Here is a 16208-nt window from a genome sequence, read left to right on the forward strand (position 1 = left end):
TTATTAATTAAAAATCAGCGTCGAAGCTAATTTTATTACCACCTTCTTCTTTACTGATAACTCCCGCTTTTTGATATTCTGAAACTCGTTTTTCAAAAAAGTTAGTTTTACCTTGTAGAGAAATCATATCCATAAAATCAAAAGGGTTACTTACGTTATATTCTTTCTCGCATCCTAGTTCCACTAATAATCGGTCTGTAACAAACTCTAAGTACTGTGTCATTAAAACAGCATTCATTCCTATTAAACTTACTGGTAACGATTCAGTGATAAACTCACGCTCAATATCTAAAGCATCAACTAAAATCTCTCTAATACGCGCTTTTGGTACTTTATTAATCAAGTGGTGGTTGTGTAAGTGAACTGCAAAATCACAGTGTAATCCCTCATCTCTTGAAATCAACTCATTTGAAAAAGTTAATCCAGGCATTAATCCACGTTTTTTTAACCAGAAAATTGAACAAAAAGATCCTGAAAAGAAAATTCCTTCTACAGCTGCAAAAGCAATTAAGCGCTCTGCAAATGAATCTGATTCAATCCATTTCAATGCCCACTCTGCCTTTTTCATAATAGCAGGAAACACTTCTATTGCACGAAATAATTTATCTTTTTCTTCTTCGTTTTTAACGTAGGTATCAATTAGTAAAGAATATGTTTCACTATGGATGTTTTCCATCATAATTTGGAATCCGTAAAAAAACTTTGCTTCTGGATACTGTACTTCATTTACAAAGTTCTCTGCTAAATTTTCATTTACAATACCATCAGACGCAGCAAAGAATGCAAGAATATGTTTAATAAAATAACGTTCATCTTCATTCAATTTATTATTCCAATCTGATAAGTCTTGATGTAAGTCAATCTCTTCGGCAGTCCAAAAACTTGCTTCCATTTTTTTATACCAATCCCAAATATCATGGTGTTTAATTGGAAAAATAACAAAACGATTTTTATTCTCTGTTAAAATAGGTTCTTGAATACTCATAGGATTTTCATTATAAAGATTTAGACAATTTTCAACATATGAAATGTTTACTTAACGATGTTAAGTAAACAAAGATTGACATTTTTTATATGATACAAAATTGAACACCGAATAACTTATCCACAAAAAAACAAAGTTATTAACAATACCTATAAGTCAAGTAGTTACACAAACCACTCATTTACAATAACTTATTGTGATCAAAAAAACACAAACTCAACAAACATCAAGGATACAAGCTATCTAATTGCACATTGCGTCAATAAGTAGCATATTGCCATTTTCAACTTAACACAAAAGAAAAAGGCTAATCTCAACAAGAGATTAGCCTTTTTCTATATAGTACGTAAAACTTAATTCTACTAAAGTTCTAATGCTTTTTTAGGATTGTTGTCCATTAACAATTCAACCGGATTTTCTAAAGCTTCTTTAATAGCCACTAAGAAACCAACTGACTCACGTCCGTCAATAATTCTGTGATCATAAGAAAGAGCTAAATACATCATTGGGTGAATTTCAACTTGTCCATTTACTGCGATAGGACGCTCAATAATATTGTGCATACCTAAAATAGCAGATTGTGGAGGGTTGATAATTGGAGTAGATAACATAGATCCGAATACACCACCATTAGTAATTGTAAATGTACCTCCAGTCATTTCATCAACTGTGATTTGTCCATCACGAGCTCTAATAGCTAAACGTTTGATTTCAGCTTCAACTCCACGGAAAGATAATAACTCAGCATTTCTTACTACTGGTACCATTAATCCTTTTGGTCCTGATACAGCGATAGAAACATCACAGAAATCGTATTTGATTTGCTCTTGACCATCAATCATAGAGTTTACATCTGGATACATTTCTAAAGCACGAGTTACAGCCTTAGTAAAGAAAGACATAAATCCTAAACCTACACCGTGTTTAGCTTTAAACACTTCTTTATACTCGCTTCTTAATTTGTTTACATTAGTCAAGTTAACTTCATTGAAAGTAGTTAACATAGCTGTTGTGTTTTTAGCCTCAACTAAACGTTCAGCAACTTTACGACGTAACATAGACATTTTTTTACGCTCTTCTCCTCTTGATCCTCCTGTTGGAGTACCCATTGAATGTTTAGCGTTTAAAGCGTCTTCTTTAGTTATTCTTCCATCTTTTCCTGTTCCTGAAACAGTTGCAGGGTTGATGTTTTTCTCATCTAAAATTTTCTTAGCAGCTGGTGAAGCACTTCCTGTTGCATAAGTTGTAGCTGGAGCTTGCACTGGTGCAGCTTTTGGAGCTTCTGCTTTTGGAGCCTCAGCAGCTGGTTTAGCCTCTGTAGAAGCACCTCCTGCAGGTTTAGCAGCACTCATATCAATTAGACATACTACTTGACCAACAGCTACAGCGTCACCTTCTTCTGCTTTCAAAGTGATAATACCACTCTCTTCTGCAGGTAACTCTAAAGTTGCTTTATCTGAATCTACTTCAGCAATCGCTTGGTCTTTTTCAACGTAATCTCCATCTTTAACTAACCAAGTAGCGATTTCAACTTCTGTAATTGATTCACCTGGCGAAGGAACTTTCATTTCTAAGATGCTCATCTGTATATTCTTTTATTAAATATTGTTTTGTAAAAATACTGTTTTTCTTATAAATTCTTATCGAATACTTTTGCTATCGCATAAGCATAACGTTTTTTAGAACGTGTAGAACTTCCAGAAGCTGGAGCACTATATGCTTTTGTACCTGCATAACGTAAAGGTTTCTCGTGGAAATTCATTAACATATGTCCATATGCCCCCATGTTTTTAGGTTCTTCTTGAGCCCAAACATAATCGTCTGCATTTGAATATTTAGCAATAACTTCTTTCATTTGTTCGATAGGTAATGGGAACAATTGCTCGATACGAACAAATGCAATATCTTTTCTACCTAACTCCTCACGTTTAGCTACTAAGTCATAATAGAATTTACCACTACAGAATACTAATGATTTCACATCTTTAGCTTCAACTCCATTATCATCGATAACAAATTGGAATTTACCGTCAGTAAACTCACTGATTGAAGAAACTGCTGATGGATGTCTTAATAAACTCTTAGGAGACATTACGATTAATGGTTTTCTAAAATTAGTAACCATTTGACGTCTCATTAAGTGGAAGAAGTTTGCAGGAGTCGTACAGTTTGCTACAAACATATTGTGCTCAGCACACAATTGTAAATAACGTTCTAAACGTGCTGATGAGTGTTCTGCTCCTTGGTTTTCATACCCGTGAGGCAATAACATCACAATACCATTTTGACTTGTCCACTTATCTTCCGCAGCAGAAATATATTGGTCCATCATAATTTGCGCACCATTAGAGAAATCTCCAAACTGTGCTTCCCAAATTGTTAATGTATTTGGATTTGTCAATGCATAACCATATTCAAAACCTAAAACAGCGTATTCAGCTAGCAATGAGTTAAAAATTCTCATTTGTCCTTTTTGGTTTTTCAATTGGTTTAACAAGATGATTGACTCTTCTGTATCTTCTGTTTTAACTACTGCATGACGGTGAGAGAAAGTACCACGTTCTACATCTTGTCCTGACATACGAACATCATATCCTTCAGTCAATAAAGAACCATAAGCTAATAATTCACCCATTGCCCAGTCTAACTTATCCTTTTCGAAGAACATCGCTTGTCTGTCTCCAATTAGACGTTTAACTTTATTGATGAATTTTTTATCTCCTGGTAATTCAGTAATTACATTTGCGATATCAGTTAAAACTTCTTTTGATACTTTTGTATCATAATCAGCTAACATTTCTTGAGCTCCAGCAAGTTTAAATCCTTCCCAGTTCTCTTCCATAAATGTTCTAATTTTAGCAAATTCGTTTTTACGTGAAATCTCTAAATCTTCCTCTAAAGCTCCTTTATATTGTTGTTCTAAAGAAGTAACGAAATTATCGTCAACGACTTTATCTTCTAACAATCTTGCATTGTAAATATTACGTGCATTAGGGTGCTTAGCAATTAATTTATATAAAATTGGTTGAGTGAACTTAGGCTCATCACCTTCGTTGTGTCCATATTTACGGTAACCTACCATATCAATAAATACGTCACGACCAAATTCCATACGATAGTCTAACGCAAATAAAAATGCTCTTACTGCAGCTTCAGTATCATCTGCATTTACGTGAAGTACAGGACATCCTGTTACTTTTGAAATATCAGTAGAGTAAGTAGAAGAACGACCATCTGTATAGTTTGTAGTAAATCCTACTTGATTATTCAATACAATATGAATTGTTCCTTCCGTTTTGTATCCTCTTAATTGTGCCATTTGCACAATTTCATAAACAATACCTTGTCCAGAAATAGCAGCATCTCCGTGTAAAGCAATTGGCAATACTTTAGCTGGATTAGCAGCGAAAACTGTATCTTGTTTTGCTCTTGAAATACCTTCAATAACTGCACCCACAGTCTCTAAGTGAGAAGGGTTAGGTGTTAAGTTTACTTGAATTTCTTTCCCTGTTCTTGTTTTACGAGTTGATGTAAGACCTAAGTGGTATTTAACATCTCCATCAAATCCTTCCTCTGTATCGTAATCTTTTCCGTCAAACTCAGAGAAAATCTCTCTTGCTGGTTTCTTGAAAACATTCGCTAAAACGTTAAGACGCCCTCTGTGTGCCATACCCACTACGATTTCCTCTACTCCCTTTGTAGCAGCAGAATCCATCAAGAAATCCATTGCTGGTATTGCAGCTTCAAGACCCTCTAATGAGAAACGTTTTTGTCCAACATATTTTGTGTTTAGGAAGTTTTCAAATGATACAGCTTCAATCAACTTATGAAGAATCTCTTTTTTCTCCTCACTATTAAATCTCGCTTCTGGTGCTTCGTAATGATTTTGAATCCAATTTACTGCTTTTTCATCAGTAATATATTTGTATTCAATACCTAACGTTGAACAGTAAACTTTTTCTAACTGTGCAAGAATTTGTGATAAAGTTGAAGTTGGAAGTTGTATTGTTTTAGCAGCTTCAAAGCTAACATTCATATCAGCTTGAGAAAGACCAAACTTCTCTAAACTCAAATCGGGATGTTCAACTTTTCTATCTCTTACTGGGTTTGTTTTAGTTAACAAGTGCCCGTAAGTTCTATATGCGTCAATCAAGCGTAGTACAGCAAACTCTTTTTGAACTTGCTCTAACTGACCTGAATTATTTACACTAGCATTGCTTGTCGGTGAAGTATATGCTTGTGACAACCGTTCTACAGGCCCATCACTGAATTCATTTGCGAAGTCAAAACCCTGAAAAAATGCTCTCCAACTTGGCTCAACACTATCAGGACTTTCTAAATATTGATCATATAACTCAGCAAAAAATGCAGTGTGCGCCGCATTTAAAAAGGAATATCTATCCATAATTTCGTCTAAAGACCTTTTGTTTAAATATTATACATACAAAAATACAAACTCTTTATGAGAATACTCTAAGTTTTTACTTATTTTTATCTCATAATTAATCTACAAAACAGAAATGAAAATATTTAATGTCAACTCTTTATTGCTTTTTTTGTCAATATCGTTTTTTTTAAATACCTCTACTTCTATTCTTGCACAAGAATCCAAAAATAATACCAAAAATCACGATTTTAATAAAAATTGGAAATTTGGGGGTGGTTTAGGTATAGGGTTTGGAAGCGGGTATACTGATATTATGATTGCTCCAAGTGCTATTTACCAAGTAAATGAGTATTTTAGCGCTGGTGTAGGTCTACAAGGTAGTTACATACAAAGTAAAGATAGGGGGTACTATTATTCTTCTATAAAAGAATATGATTCGTGGTTATATGGAGGAAGTTTAATCGCTTTGTCTAACCCTATTCCTCAATTACAGCTTTCTGCTGAACTGGAACAGTTAAGAGTTAATAATAATTACACTTATTACGATAGAGAAAAAGCAAGCGATAACTTCTGGAATACTGCCCTATTTTTAGGGATAGGTTATAGCAGTGGCCCTGTTACAATAGGTATCCGTTATAATGTTCTTTACAAAGAAAAAGATATGGTTTACGGCGGGGCTTATATGCCGTTTGTTAGAATGTATTTCTAATAACCACCTTTTGAAATTCTCGTTTTAACAACAAGAATGCAATGCGTTCAAGATATTCTTCTATATCTTGACTTTTAATAGCTTTGACATCTGCTTCTGCTACATCAACCCTATATAAAAGGTTGGAAAACTTTGAAACAGATGTCGAAGTTATTACTCTATGTAACTCATTGACTACCTGAACAACTAATTCTGCAGGAGTCTGTGCTGTAAATTCAATATCTAAATCAACGGCCATCTGAAAGTCTTTCTGAACTTGTTTAACCAAGTCATCAAAAAAATGGGTTTCGCTAATTTGTTGCTCTAAGTATTCTACAGCTTGTAACATAATTATCTTATTTAAACTCTTCTATTCATTAATTCATTACTGAATACTTGTAGTAATTCTTTCTTTTCTGCTGGAATATCCATTCCATCTAAAATACTAAGAGCTTTTTCAGTATAGTCTTTAATCAACGTTTGTGAATCTGTTGCTGAGGTAGTCTCTACAAATAATTCTTTTACGCGTTTAATTTTTGCAGCTTCATCTCCTTCTGTTGTAGAGAAATATTTCGTTAACTCTTGTTTCTGCTCAGCAGTCCCATTAATTAATGCTTTCAAGTATAAATACGTTTTCTTGTTTTCAAGAATATCGCCTCCTATCGTTTTTCCAAATGTTGCTTCGTCTCCAAAGGCATCTAAATAATCGTCTTGTAATTGGAAAGCTAACCCTAAGTTTAATCCAAAATCATAAATGTCATTCGCATTTTTCTCACTTGTCTTAGCTACTATTGCTCCCATTTTTAAAGCAGCTCCTACTAAAACAGCTGTTTTATACTCAATCATTTTTAAGTACTCCGGAATCTGAACATCATTTCTTTTTTCGAAACAAATATCCCACTGCTGACCTTCACATACTTCTATCGCTGTTTTGCTAAACAATTTTGCTAAATCTCTGAATGTCTCTGGCTCATACTCTTCAAAATATTGATAAGCCAAGATTAACATTGCGTCTCCTGATAAAATAGCTGTATTTACATCCCATTTCTCATGTACTGTTGCATTCCCTCTTCTCAATGAGGCATCATCCATAATATCGTCGTGCATCAATGAGAAATTGTGAAACAATTCGATGGCAGTAGCCGCATGAATCGCTTTATTAGCTTCTATTCCAAAAACTTCAGCTGACATTAATGTCAATACCGGACGAATTTGTTTCCCTCCAAGGGATAAAATATATGAGATAGGATCGTATAAATCCTTAGGGGATCTATCTAAAGAAATAGACTCTATAAAAGCAGATATCTGCTCTTTGTATTTAACGATTGATTGCATTTCACTAAAAATTTTGTGTAAAAATACGCGTTTTTTTTAAGTATAACGACTATCCTAACATTAATACTTCTAAACACGGAAACTTTTTAACAAGTTAAAGTTTTCTTAACACCAAGGAAACTATAAAACTTAATTAGTTTCCATAGTATATTTGCCTCCACAAAACAAGAACTTATGGAATCTGAAATTTTATTAAAGGCAACAGAAATGTTTTTAGCTCAAGGGTATAAGACTGTTACAATGGATGATATCGCATCTGAATTGTCTATCTCTAAAAAAACAATCTATCAATATTATAGTTCAAAACCTGAATTGATTGAAAAGAGTTTAGCTTATTTAAATCAAAAGTTCATTGAACAATTAGAAATCACTATTGCTAAAAACCACGGAGCTATTGAAGAAATAGTTATGTCTCACGAAGACATTGATAAGATTTTTGCCATTGATACTTCTGCTTCTTTGTACCAACTGAATAAATACTATCCTAAAGTTTGTGAAAAACAAAAAGCTTTTCACCGTAAAAAGTATTTACATATCATCCAAAGAAACTTAGAGAAAGGAATCAAAGAAGGAGTTTATAGAAATAATATAGACATCGAATATGTATCAAGATTCCACTTGGCTTCGGTTTGTGCTATTGATGATATTGAATACTTTCCAATAGAAGAGTTTGATCAAAAAGAAATACACAGCCAACATTTAGAATACCATATCAGAAGTATCGCTACAGAAAAAGGGGTACAATTATTTGAAAAATTAATTAAAGATAAAAATACGAATGAATAGATACACGCTAACGTCTGTACTATTGCTCTTCAGTTTTTTTGCTATTGCACAAAATAGAGAGCTTTCACTTAAAGATGCTTTACTGCACGCTTTAGAATTTAAAGCTGAAGCTAAAATTGCTGATTTAGATATCACAAATAGTCAATATCAAATCGAAGAGGTCCGAGCAAATGCTTTGCCTCATTTGAATATTGAAGCTAATGTAGTTAACAACCCTCTTATTCAAAAAATGCCACTGACTTTAGGAGATCAAACTCAAATGATTCCGGTTAACTTAAAGTGGAACTCTCAAGCTACTGCTACGGTTTCACAGGTATTGTTCAACCAAGCTGTTTTTATGGGCTTGAAGGCAGCAAGAACGGCTAAAGATTTTTATATCATCAATAAAGAGCTGACTGATGAATTAATCATTGAGAAGGTTTCTACTACTTATTACCAAGTTTTTCAAGCGAAAGAAATGTTGTCTACAATTGAAACTACTATCGCCAGTACAACGAAAATAATGAAGATTATTGAGGACTTACATAAAAACGGTTTGGCAACTCAGATTGACTTAGATCGTACTAAAGTGAGCTTAAGTAACCTACAAGCACAAAGACAGCAAATCGTTAATGCGGTTGACTTACAACAAAACGCTTTGAAGTTTTTAATTGGAATGGACTTAAATGAGGAAATTACCTTAGCTAACAACTCTTTCGAGATTGATGAGTCTATTGTACTATTAGACAATAAAATAGACAATAGAACCGAAATTCACTTGCTTGAAAAACAAAAGGATTTACTGAATTACAAGAAAAAAGCAAGCCAAGCAGACTACTACCCTTCTCTTGCTGCTTTTGGTACGATGAATTACCAAGGAACAGGAAGTGAGTTTGTATGGGGTAAGAAACCAAGTGAAGGTGTATTTTGGACTAATAATGCAATGGTTGGATTAAGCTTAAAGGTTCCGGTGTTTAACGGTTTTGAAACAAGGGCTAAAGTAAGACAAGTTAAAATTGAATTAGACAAAATAGATGTGCAATTACAAGATACGAAAAACGCCTTGACATTAGCATTTAAAAATGCACAGAAATCGCTTGAAAACTCTCTAATTTCAATCAACATTCAAAAAGATAATGTCGAATTGGCTAAAAGTATTTTAAGCAATATCCAAAACAATTATAAACACGGATTAGCTACTTTAACTGACTTGCTTAATGCAGAAAATGCTTTTACGCAAGCAGAAAACAATTACACTACATCTATACTTGATTATAAATTATCTGAAATACAATTGATAAAAGCTCAAGGAGAATTAAAATCTTTACTTGACTAACACCTAATACTATGAAAAAAATAATTACAGCTCTTGTAGTGATCGCACTACTTGGTGGTACTACCTATATCTTGACAAGCAATAAATCTAAAAATGAAGCGGAAACTACAATTGTAGCAGAAAAAAGTACTATTATTTCTGTTCGTGCAGAACAAGCTAAAATTCAAAACATAAATGCTAATTATAAAGCTAATGGAAACTTTATGCCTTTTCAAGAGGTAATTATCTCTGCTGAAACTCCTGGACGCGTTATCAAATTATTGGTTGACGAAGGTACTTCTGTGCGAAAAGGACAAGCTTTAGCCTTGATAAATGTTGACCAAATAAATGTGCAATTACAAAATGCAGAAGCTGCTTATGCTACTGCTAAAGCTGATTTGGCTCGCTTTGAAAGCGCTTTCAATACAGGTGGGGTAACTAAACAGCAATTAGACCAAGTGAAATTATTAGTGAAAAATGCGGAGGCTAATCTTAACTCTGCACGAATCACAGCTAATGATACACATATCAAGGCTCCTATAGACGGGATCATCAATAAAAAACACGTTGAGTTAGGAACTTTCGTTGCTCCAGGTGCTCCTCTTTTTGAATTAGTAAACGTAAATCAATTGAAATTGAGAGTTAATGTTGACGAACAACACGTTGCTAACTTAAAAGAAGGTGATGTAATCAAGGTTAAAGCAAGTGTATTGTCAAATGAAGAGTTTCAAGGTAAAGTTACTTTTATCGCTCCTAAGGCTGATGCTGCTTTAAACTTTCCAGTGGACTTACTAATTACAAATAATGCCAATGCTAAGTTAAGAGCTGGTATGTATGGTTCTGCTTATTTTGACTCCGAAGAAAACCAAGCTACTCCTATTTTAATGGTTCCAAGAAATGCCTTTGTAGGTAGTGTTAGCTCAAATCTAATTTACACTGTTGTTAATGATAAAGCGATTGCCAAAACAGTTGTTTCAGGTAGAAACTTTGGGGACTTCGTAGAAATTTTAGACGGACTTAAAGAAGGGGATACAGTTATCACTTCAGGACAAATTAACTTAACAGATAACGCATCTGTTACAATCATTAAATAACATCCCTAAAGGATTTACTTATGAAAATAGCAGAAATATCAATAAAACGACCAAGTATTATTATCGTTTTATTTATCGCTTTAATTTTAGGAGGTATTTATAGTTACAAAAACTTGAGCTATGAATTAATCCCCAAATTTGAAGTTAACGTAATTACAGTAGCTACTGTTTATCCGGGGGCTTCGCCTTCTGAAATAGAAAATACTGTAACCAAAAAAATAGAAGATGCAGTGGCTTCTTTAGAAAATGTAAAAAAGGTAGAGGCTATGTCTTTTGAAAGCTTATCTACTGTAATGATTGCATTAACTTCTGAGGCTGATGTGGATTTATCTTTAAATGATGCGCAACGTAAAATTAATGCCATCTTAAAAGATTTACCAAAAGACGTTGACCCTCCTTCTCTTCAAAAATATTCCCTAAGTGACTTGCCAATTATGACATTGAGTGTTACGAGTAATTCAAATGAAAAGGAGTTATATGATTTATTAGACAAGAAAATCCAACCTATCTTCTCTCGTGTAAACGGAGTGGCTAAAGTTGAATTAATTGGTGGTGAGGAAAGACAAATCCAAGTATTACTTGATCCAAAGAAAATTGAAGCCTATGGTTTAAACGTACCTGCGGTTCAACAAATGATATTGGCATCTAACCTTGACTTCCCAACTGGAAACGTAAAATCAAACGACAAACAAACATTAATCCGTTTAGCAGGTAAATACAAGAACGTAGAGGAAATGCGAGAACTTGTTATTGCTTCTAAAGGAGGAATTGACATTCGTCTAAGTGATATTGCTGATGTACAAGATGGTATTAAAGAGATTGAGAAAATCGCGAGATTAAATCAAAAGTCAACTATTTTAATGCAAATCATCAAACAATCAGATGCGAATGCTGTGACAATTAGTGAGCTTGTACACCAAACTATTGCTGAAGTAGAAAATAACAATAGTGATATTGATTTAAAAATACACATTGCTAACGATACGTCTCAATTTACATTGAAGGCGGCAAACTCAGTTATTTTTGACCTTTTCTTAGCAGTTGTTTTAGTGGCTTTTGTAATGCTTTTCTTCTTACATAGTTTCAGAAATGCCTTAATTGTAATGGTAGCAATTCCATTATCATTAATCGCAACATTCCTTGGACTATATTTATTTGGATACTCATTAAACTTATTGAGTTTACTAGCACTATCGTTAGTAGTTGGTATTCTTGTGGATGATGCCATCGTGGTAATTGAAAATATTCACCGCCACATGGAGATGGGGAAAAACAAAGTACGTGCTTCTTATGATGGTGCAAAAGAAATTGGGTTTACTGTAACTGCAATTACCTTAGTAATTGTTGTTGTATTCTTACCTATTGCAATGTCATCAGGATTGGTTCCGAACATTATTAAACAATTCTGTGTTACGGTAATTATTGCTACAATGCTTTCTTTATTGGTATCATTTACAATTGTTCCTTGGTTGTCATCGCGTTATGGAAAAATTGAAGTAATTAAACCAAGTTCTTTCTTTGGAAAAATCTTGCACAACTTTGAAAAAGGATTAAGCCGTTTTACGCACGCTATTTCTGACTTATTAGTGTGGTCATTAAACTCTACACGTAACACAATTATTGTATTGATCGTAGTAGGTATCACTTTCTTTGCATCAATTGCTTTAGCGCCAATGGGATATATCGGTTTCGAGTTTTTCCCTAAAACAGATAAAGGAGAGTTCCTTGTTCAATTAGAATTGCCAAAAGATGCATCTGTTGAACAAACAAATAAGGTAACTCAAAAAGTAGAAGAATACCTACAAACAAAACCTGAGATTCAGGATTTAATTACCACAGTTGGACAATCTTCTGAAGGGTATGGAGGAATTCAAGGGACAAAATATAAATCGGAAATTCAAGTTGTATTAGTTGATAAAAAACAACGTAAAGACAACTCATTCGTTTATGCTGCAAAGTTGAAAAACGAATTAGCACCACTTGTTGTTGATGCTAAAATCAAAACCGTTCCTGTAGGATTAATTGGTGCTGAAGAGGCTCCTCTTTCCCTTACAGTAACAGGTTCTTCTTTAGACGATGCTATGGATTTTGCTATTCAAGCTAAAGATATTTTAGAACAGATTCCAGGTGCTATGGAGGTTAAACTAACTTCTGAAACTGGTAGTCCAGAGATTAATGTACAAGTTGACCGTGATAAAATGGCTGCTTTAGGGTTAGATATGTATACGGTTGGTATGACTATGCAAACGGCATTCAATGGAAATACAGATAGTAAGTTTAGAGCTGGTGAATATGAATATGATATCAACATCCGTTTTCAAGAATACGCCAGAGGAACAATTGACGATGTAAAAGATATTTCGTTTATGAACAACATAGGACAAAATATCAAATTACAACAATTCGCAACTGTTGCTTATAGCTCAGGACCATCTGTATTGGAAAGAAGAGATAAAACGCCATCTGTAACCATTAAATCACAAACGATAGGACGGGATCCTGGCCAAATCGGAAACGAATGGTTAGCGCAATTTGATCAACTAGAGAAAAAAGCTGGGGTAAACTACCAGTGGTCTGGAACAATGGAAGATCAAGAAGAAGGTTTCGGTACATTAGGAGTTGCTTTATTAGCTGCAATTATCTTTGTTTACTTGGTGATGGTAGCTTTATACGATAGTTTCTCAAAACCATTTATCGTAATTTTTGCTGTTCCTCTTTCATTTATTGGAGCTTTATTAGCCTTAGCAATTGCCAATATATCGTTGAATATCTTTACCATTTTAGGTATCATTATGTTGATTGGTTTGGTATGTAAGAATGCTATTTTATTAGTGGATTTTGCCAACCATAGAGTTGAAGCTGGAGACAGCGTACACGATGCATTAATCGCTGCCAATCACGCGCGTTTACGTCCAATTTTAATGACTACAATTGCAATGGTAATCGGAATGGTGCCTATTGCATTAGCAAGTGGGGCTGGTTCTGAAATGAATAACGGATTAGCTGTAGTAATTATTGGGGGACTACTTTCTTCTCTATTTTTAACCTTGGTGATTGTACCTATTATCTATTCTATTTTTGATAAAATTGGAAATCGCTTTGGAAAGAAAGAAAAGGTAGACTTCGCTGCATTGATGGTCAAAGATTATACAGTAAATGACAACTTCGTAGATGAGTTTGCTTCAAAAACAGATTCTTCTAAATAAAAGTATTTATGTATTAGATTAAGGGAGCTTTTTAAAAACTCCCTTTTTTTGGACTTACCCTTTTAGGCTAAACACATAAAACATTAGCAAACAAAGTAACTAACAAAGGTTTCACTCAATTTTTTTACCGGGTGCTTCCATAGTGTGCCATAATGCTCCCATAAGAATTATGGTAATCGTTTCTATTCATTATGTATACACTGTGTTTTCAGTAAGAGAGTATGCTTTACACCCCCTATCTCCTTGCTATTAAATTGCTACGTACACAAAGGTTCAACTTTCACTTTACTCCTAATTTATTATTACTTATTAATGATTAATCCCTAACTATTCGTTACTTTTATTTTTCTTAAAAATCCTTTATATTATAGTGAATTCAGACTTCGTACAGGTCTATTCTTTAGACAATATTACAGACAGATACAAGCATATCTTAACAGATAAACGCCTTGCTATTTTTGAAATTGGTCCAAAACACAATCAATATTTTGTTGTAGATAGACCCTATCAGTTCAATGTTTTTGGACTTATTTTAGTTACGCGTGGAAAATGTGAGATTACTATTAATTTCGAACCTACTATGGTAAAAAAAGACGATTTACTTGTAGTTCTTTCTAATCAGTTGTTTGAAATAAAAAAATGTACTGATGATTTCACAGTCAAGACTCTTTTTGTTGATGCTGATATATTTTTAGAGGCAGGTTTCCACATTAAATCAAATAATCTTATTCAATTTCTATCATCACAATATCCAAAGATTATTTCTTTAGATAAAACAGTTATTAGTAAGATTAGAAATAATCTAAAAGAACTTTCTAAACTTTGTTTTAGAAATGAACATACTTTTGGCAAAGACCTAATTCTAAACTATTTCTCTATTCTTATGTATGAATTAGGGCATTTTTACAATAAAACTATTTTAATACAAAATAACGGTAAACAACTTCGCAAAGAAGAAACAACAAAAACATTCCTTTATTTAGTAGCAACGCATTTTAAAAAAGAGCATAGCGTACAATTTTATGCTGACCAAATGTATATCAGTCGAAAACACTTAACAAAAACAATTGTAGATGTTTTCAAAAAGACTCCTAAACAAATTATATCAGAGACTATTATATTGGAAGCTAAAGTTTTATTGAAAAACCCTCGTTTATCTATTTCTGATGTGATAAATGAATTAAACTTTCAAGACCTTTCGGTATTTAGTAAATTCTTTAAAACCCATACTGGTATTTCTCCGACAGAATTTAAAAATAACAATTAACTTTTCTTTAGTAGTTCTCCGTATAATTGCGTCTTTTTAACAACTTAATCCGTTTAATTATCTACTTAAAAAAACAAGAAATATAAGAAATTTGGGATGTTTTAAGTCAGTATATAGTCAAACAGAACTTAACAACTTTATTTGATATAAAGACGCGTGAAAAATGAAAGAAATTAATAGTAAAAAACAACTATTTGCATCCATTACAGCTATTGGAGGATATGTCCCAGAAGAAAAAAGAACTAATGCTGACTTAGCTTTAGTAACTGAAACTTCTGATGAATGGATCACTAAAAGAACAGGTATTAAAGAAAGAAGAATTTTGAATTCCGGGCTTGCTACTTCTGATATGGCAGTTGCTGCAATCAAAAACTTACTTGCTACTTATCAAAAAGATATCAAAATGGTTGATGCTATTATTGTAGCAACTTCTACTCCTGATATGCCTATGCCCGCTACTGCAAATATCATTTGCGAAAAATTAGGCTTAGACAATGTATGGGGATTTGACGTTAATGCTGCTTGTTCTGGTTTTTTATATGCTCTTGACCTTGGGTCTTCTTTAGTAGAAACACGTCGTTATAAAAATGTACTTGTTGTTGGGGCTGATAAAATCAGTGCTTATGTAAATATTAAAGATCGTTCTACTAATATTCTGTTTGGAGACGGAGCTGGTGTAGTATGGTTAGAACCTTCTATGGAAGAAGGAATTTTAGATGCAGTTATGCACAGTAACGGACAAGGGAGAGAGTTCTTAAATATTGAAGGTGGTGGTTCTTTATATCCTACTTCTGAAAATAAAAATATAGAAGACAAAAAATATATTAAACAAGATGGTAAGGTTGTATTTAAACACGCTATACAATCTATGAGTGATGCTTGTTTAGATGTACTACAAAAAAATGATTTAACTATTGAAGATGTAAATTGGTTAGTACCTCATCAAGCTAACAAAAGAATCATTGATGCAGTAGGTAAAGAAATTAAAATTCAACCTGAAAAAACATTGGTTAATATTGCAAATTATGGAAATACGATTGCTGCAACTATTCCATTGTGTATTTGGGAAAATACAAATCAAATAAAGAAAAATGATTTAATCTTACTAACGGCTTTTGGAGCAGGTTTCTCTTGGGGAGCAAGTATCCTAAGATGGTCTATATAAA

The 16208-nt window shown here is 33.4% G+C and carries 12 protein-coding genes; 7 read left to right on the forward strand and 5 right to left on the reverse strand.

All coding sequences use genetic code 11. The features are described 5' to 3' along the window. Positions 1-7: 7 nt before the first annotated feature. The 3 genes from BLT46_RS02435 to BLT46_RS02445 form a co-directional block, all read right to left on the reverse strand. The gene (locus BLT46_RS02435) at positions 8-985 is read right to left on the reverse strand and encodes a ribonucleotide-diphosphate reductase subunit beta (protein WP_090405650.1); all 978 of its coding nucleotides are present in this window, start codon (positions 983-985) and stop codon (positions 8-10) included. 362 nt (positions 986-1347) lie between these two features. Beyond that, the gene (odhB, locus tag BLT46_RS02440) at positions 1348-2568 is read right to left on the reverse strand and encodes a 2-oxoglutarate dehydrogenase complex dihydrolipoyllysine-residue succinyltransferase (RefSeq protein ID WP_090405653.1); all 1221 of its coding nucleotides are present in this window, start codon (positions 2566-2568) and stop codon (positions 1348-1350) included. Positions 2569-2615: 47 nt separating this feature from the next. After that, on the reverse strand, positions 2616-5390 hold the full coding sequence (locus BLT46_RS02445; protein WP_090405656.1) for a 2-oxoglutarate dehydrogenase E1 component: 2775 nt from the start codon (positions 5388-5390) through the stop codon (positions 2616-2618). 115 nt (positions 5391-5505) lie between these two features. Here BLT46_RS02445 and BLT46_RS02450 point away from each other — a divergent pair, with 115 nt between their 5' ends. Continuing rightward, positions 5506-6081 carry a hypothetical protein gene (locus BLT46_RS02450; protein ID WP_090405660.1) on the forward strand — a complete coding sequence of 192 codons (576 nt, stop codon included), beginning with the start codon at positions 5506-5508 and terminating at the stop codon, positions 6079-6081. Here BLT46_RS02450 and BLT46_RS02455 read toward each other — a convergent pair. Further along, positions 6065-6409: a hypothetical protein gene (locus BLT46_RS02455; RefSeq protein ID WP_245722925.1), complete on the reverse strand. Its 345-nt coding sequence runs from the start codon at positions 6407-6409 to the stop codon at positions 6065-6067. The two genes, BLT46_RS02450 and BLT46_RS02455, sit on opposite strands and share 17 nt — an antisense overlap. Positions 6410-6420: 11 nt before the next feature. After that, positions 6421-7395 (reverse strand): polyprenyl synthetase family protein, encoded by a 975-nt coding sequence (locus tag BLT46_RS02460; RefSeq protein ID WP_090405666.1) that lies wholly within the window; start codon positions 7393-7395, stop codon positions 6421-6423. 174 nt (positions 7396-7569) lie between these two features. On the opposite strand from BLT46_RS02460, the gene BLT46_RS02465 reads away from it, so the two are divergent. From BLT46_RS02465 to BLT46_RS02490, 6 genes are all read left to right on the forward strand, one after another. Further along, entirely contained in the window at positions 7570-8181 is a 612-nt protein-coding gene (locus tag BLT46_RS02465) for a TetR/AcrR family transcriptional regulator (RefSeq protein ID WP_090405669.1), read from the forward strand. Further along, positions 8174-9496 (forward strand): TolC family protein, encoded by a 1323-nt coding sequence (locus BLT46_RS02470; protein ID WP_090405672.1) that lies wholly within the window; start codon positions 8174-8176, stop codon positions 9494-9496. The genes BLT46_RS02465 and BLT46_RS02470 overlap by 8 nt, the downstream gene beginning before the upstream one ends. Before the next feature lie 11 nt (positions 9497-9507). Further along, positions 9508-10569 carry an efflux RND transporter periplasmic adaptor subunit gene (locus BLT46_RS02475; RefSeq protein ID WP_090405675.1) on the forward strand — a complete coding sequence of 354 codons (1062 nt, stop codon included), beginning with the start codon at positions 9508-9510 and terminating at the stop codon, positions 10567-10569. Positions 10570-10589: 20 nt separating this feature from the next. After that, a complete protein-coding gene (locus BLT46_RS02480) occupies positions 10590-13775 on the forward strand; it encodes an efflux RND transporter permease subunit (RefSeq protein WP_090405678.1) in 3186 nt (1061 codons plus the stop codon). A 370-nt stretch (positions 13776-14145) separates the two neighbouring features. Then, positions 14146-15042 (forward strand): helix-turn-helix domain-containing protein, encoded by an 897-nt coding sequence (locus tag BLT46_RS02485; protein ID WP_090405681.1) that lies wholly within the window; start codon positions 14146-14148, stop codon positions 15040-15042. Between the two features lie 163 nt (positions 15043-15205). Then, a complete protein-coding gene (locus BLT46_RS02490) occupies positions 15206-16207 on the forward strand; it encodes a beta-ketoacyl-ACP synthase III (RefSeq protein ID WP_090405684.1) in 1002 nt (333 codons plus the stop codon). The last annotated feature ends 1 nt before the right edge of the window (position 16208 follow it).

This window comes from Myroides phaeus, assembly GCF_900099675.1.
In the GTDB taxonomy this organism is placed as follows: domain Bacteria; phylum Bacteroidota; class Bacteroidia; order Flavobacteriales; family Flavobacteriaceae; genus Flavobacterium; species Flavobacterium phaeum.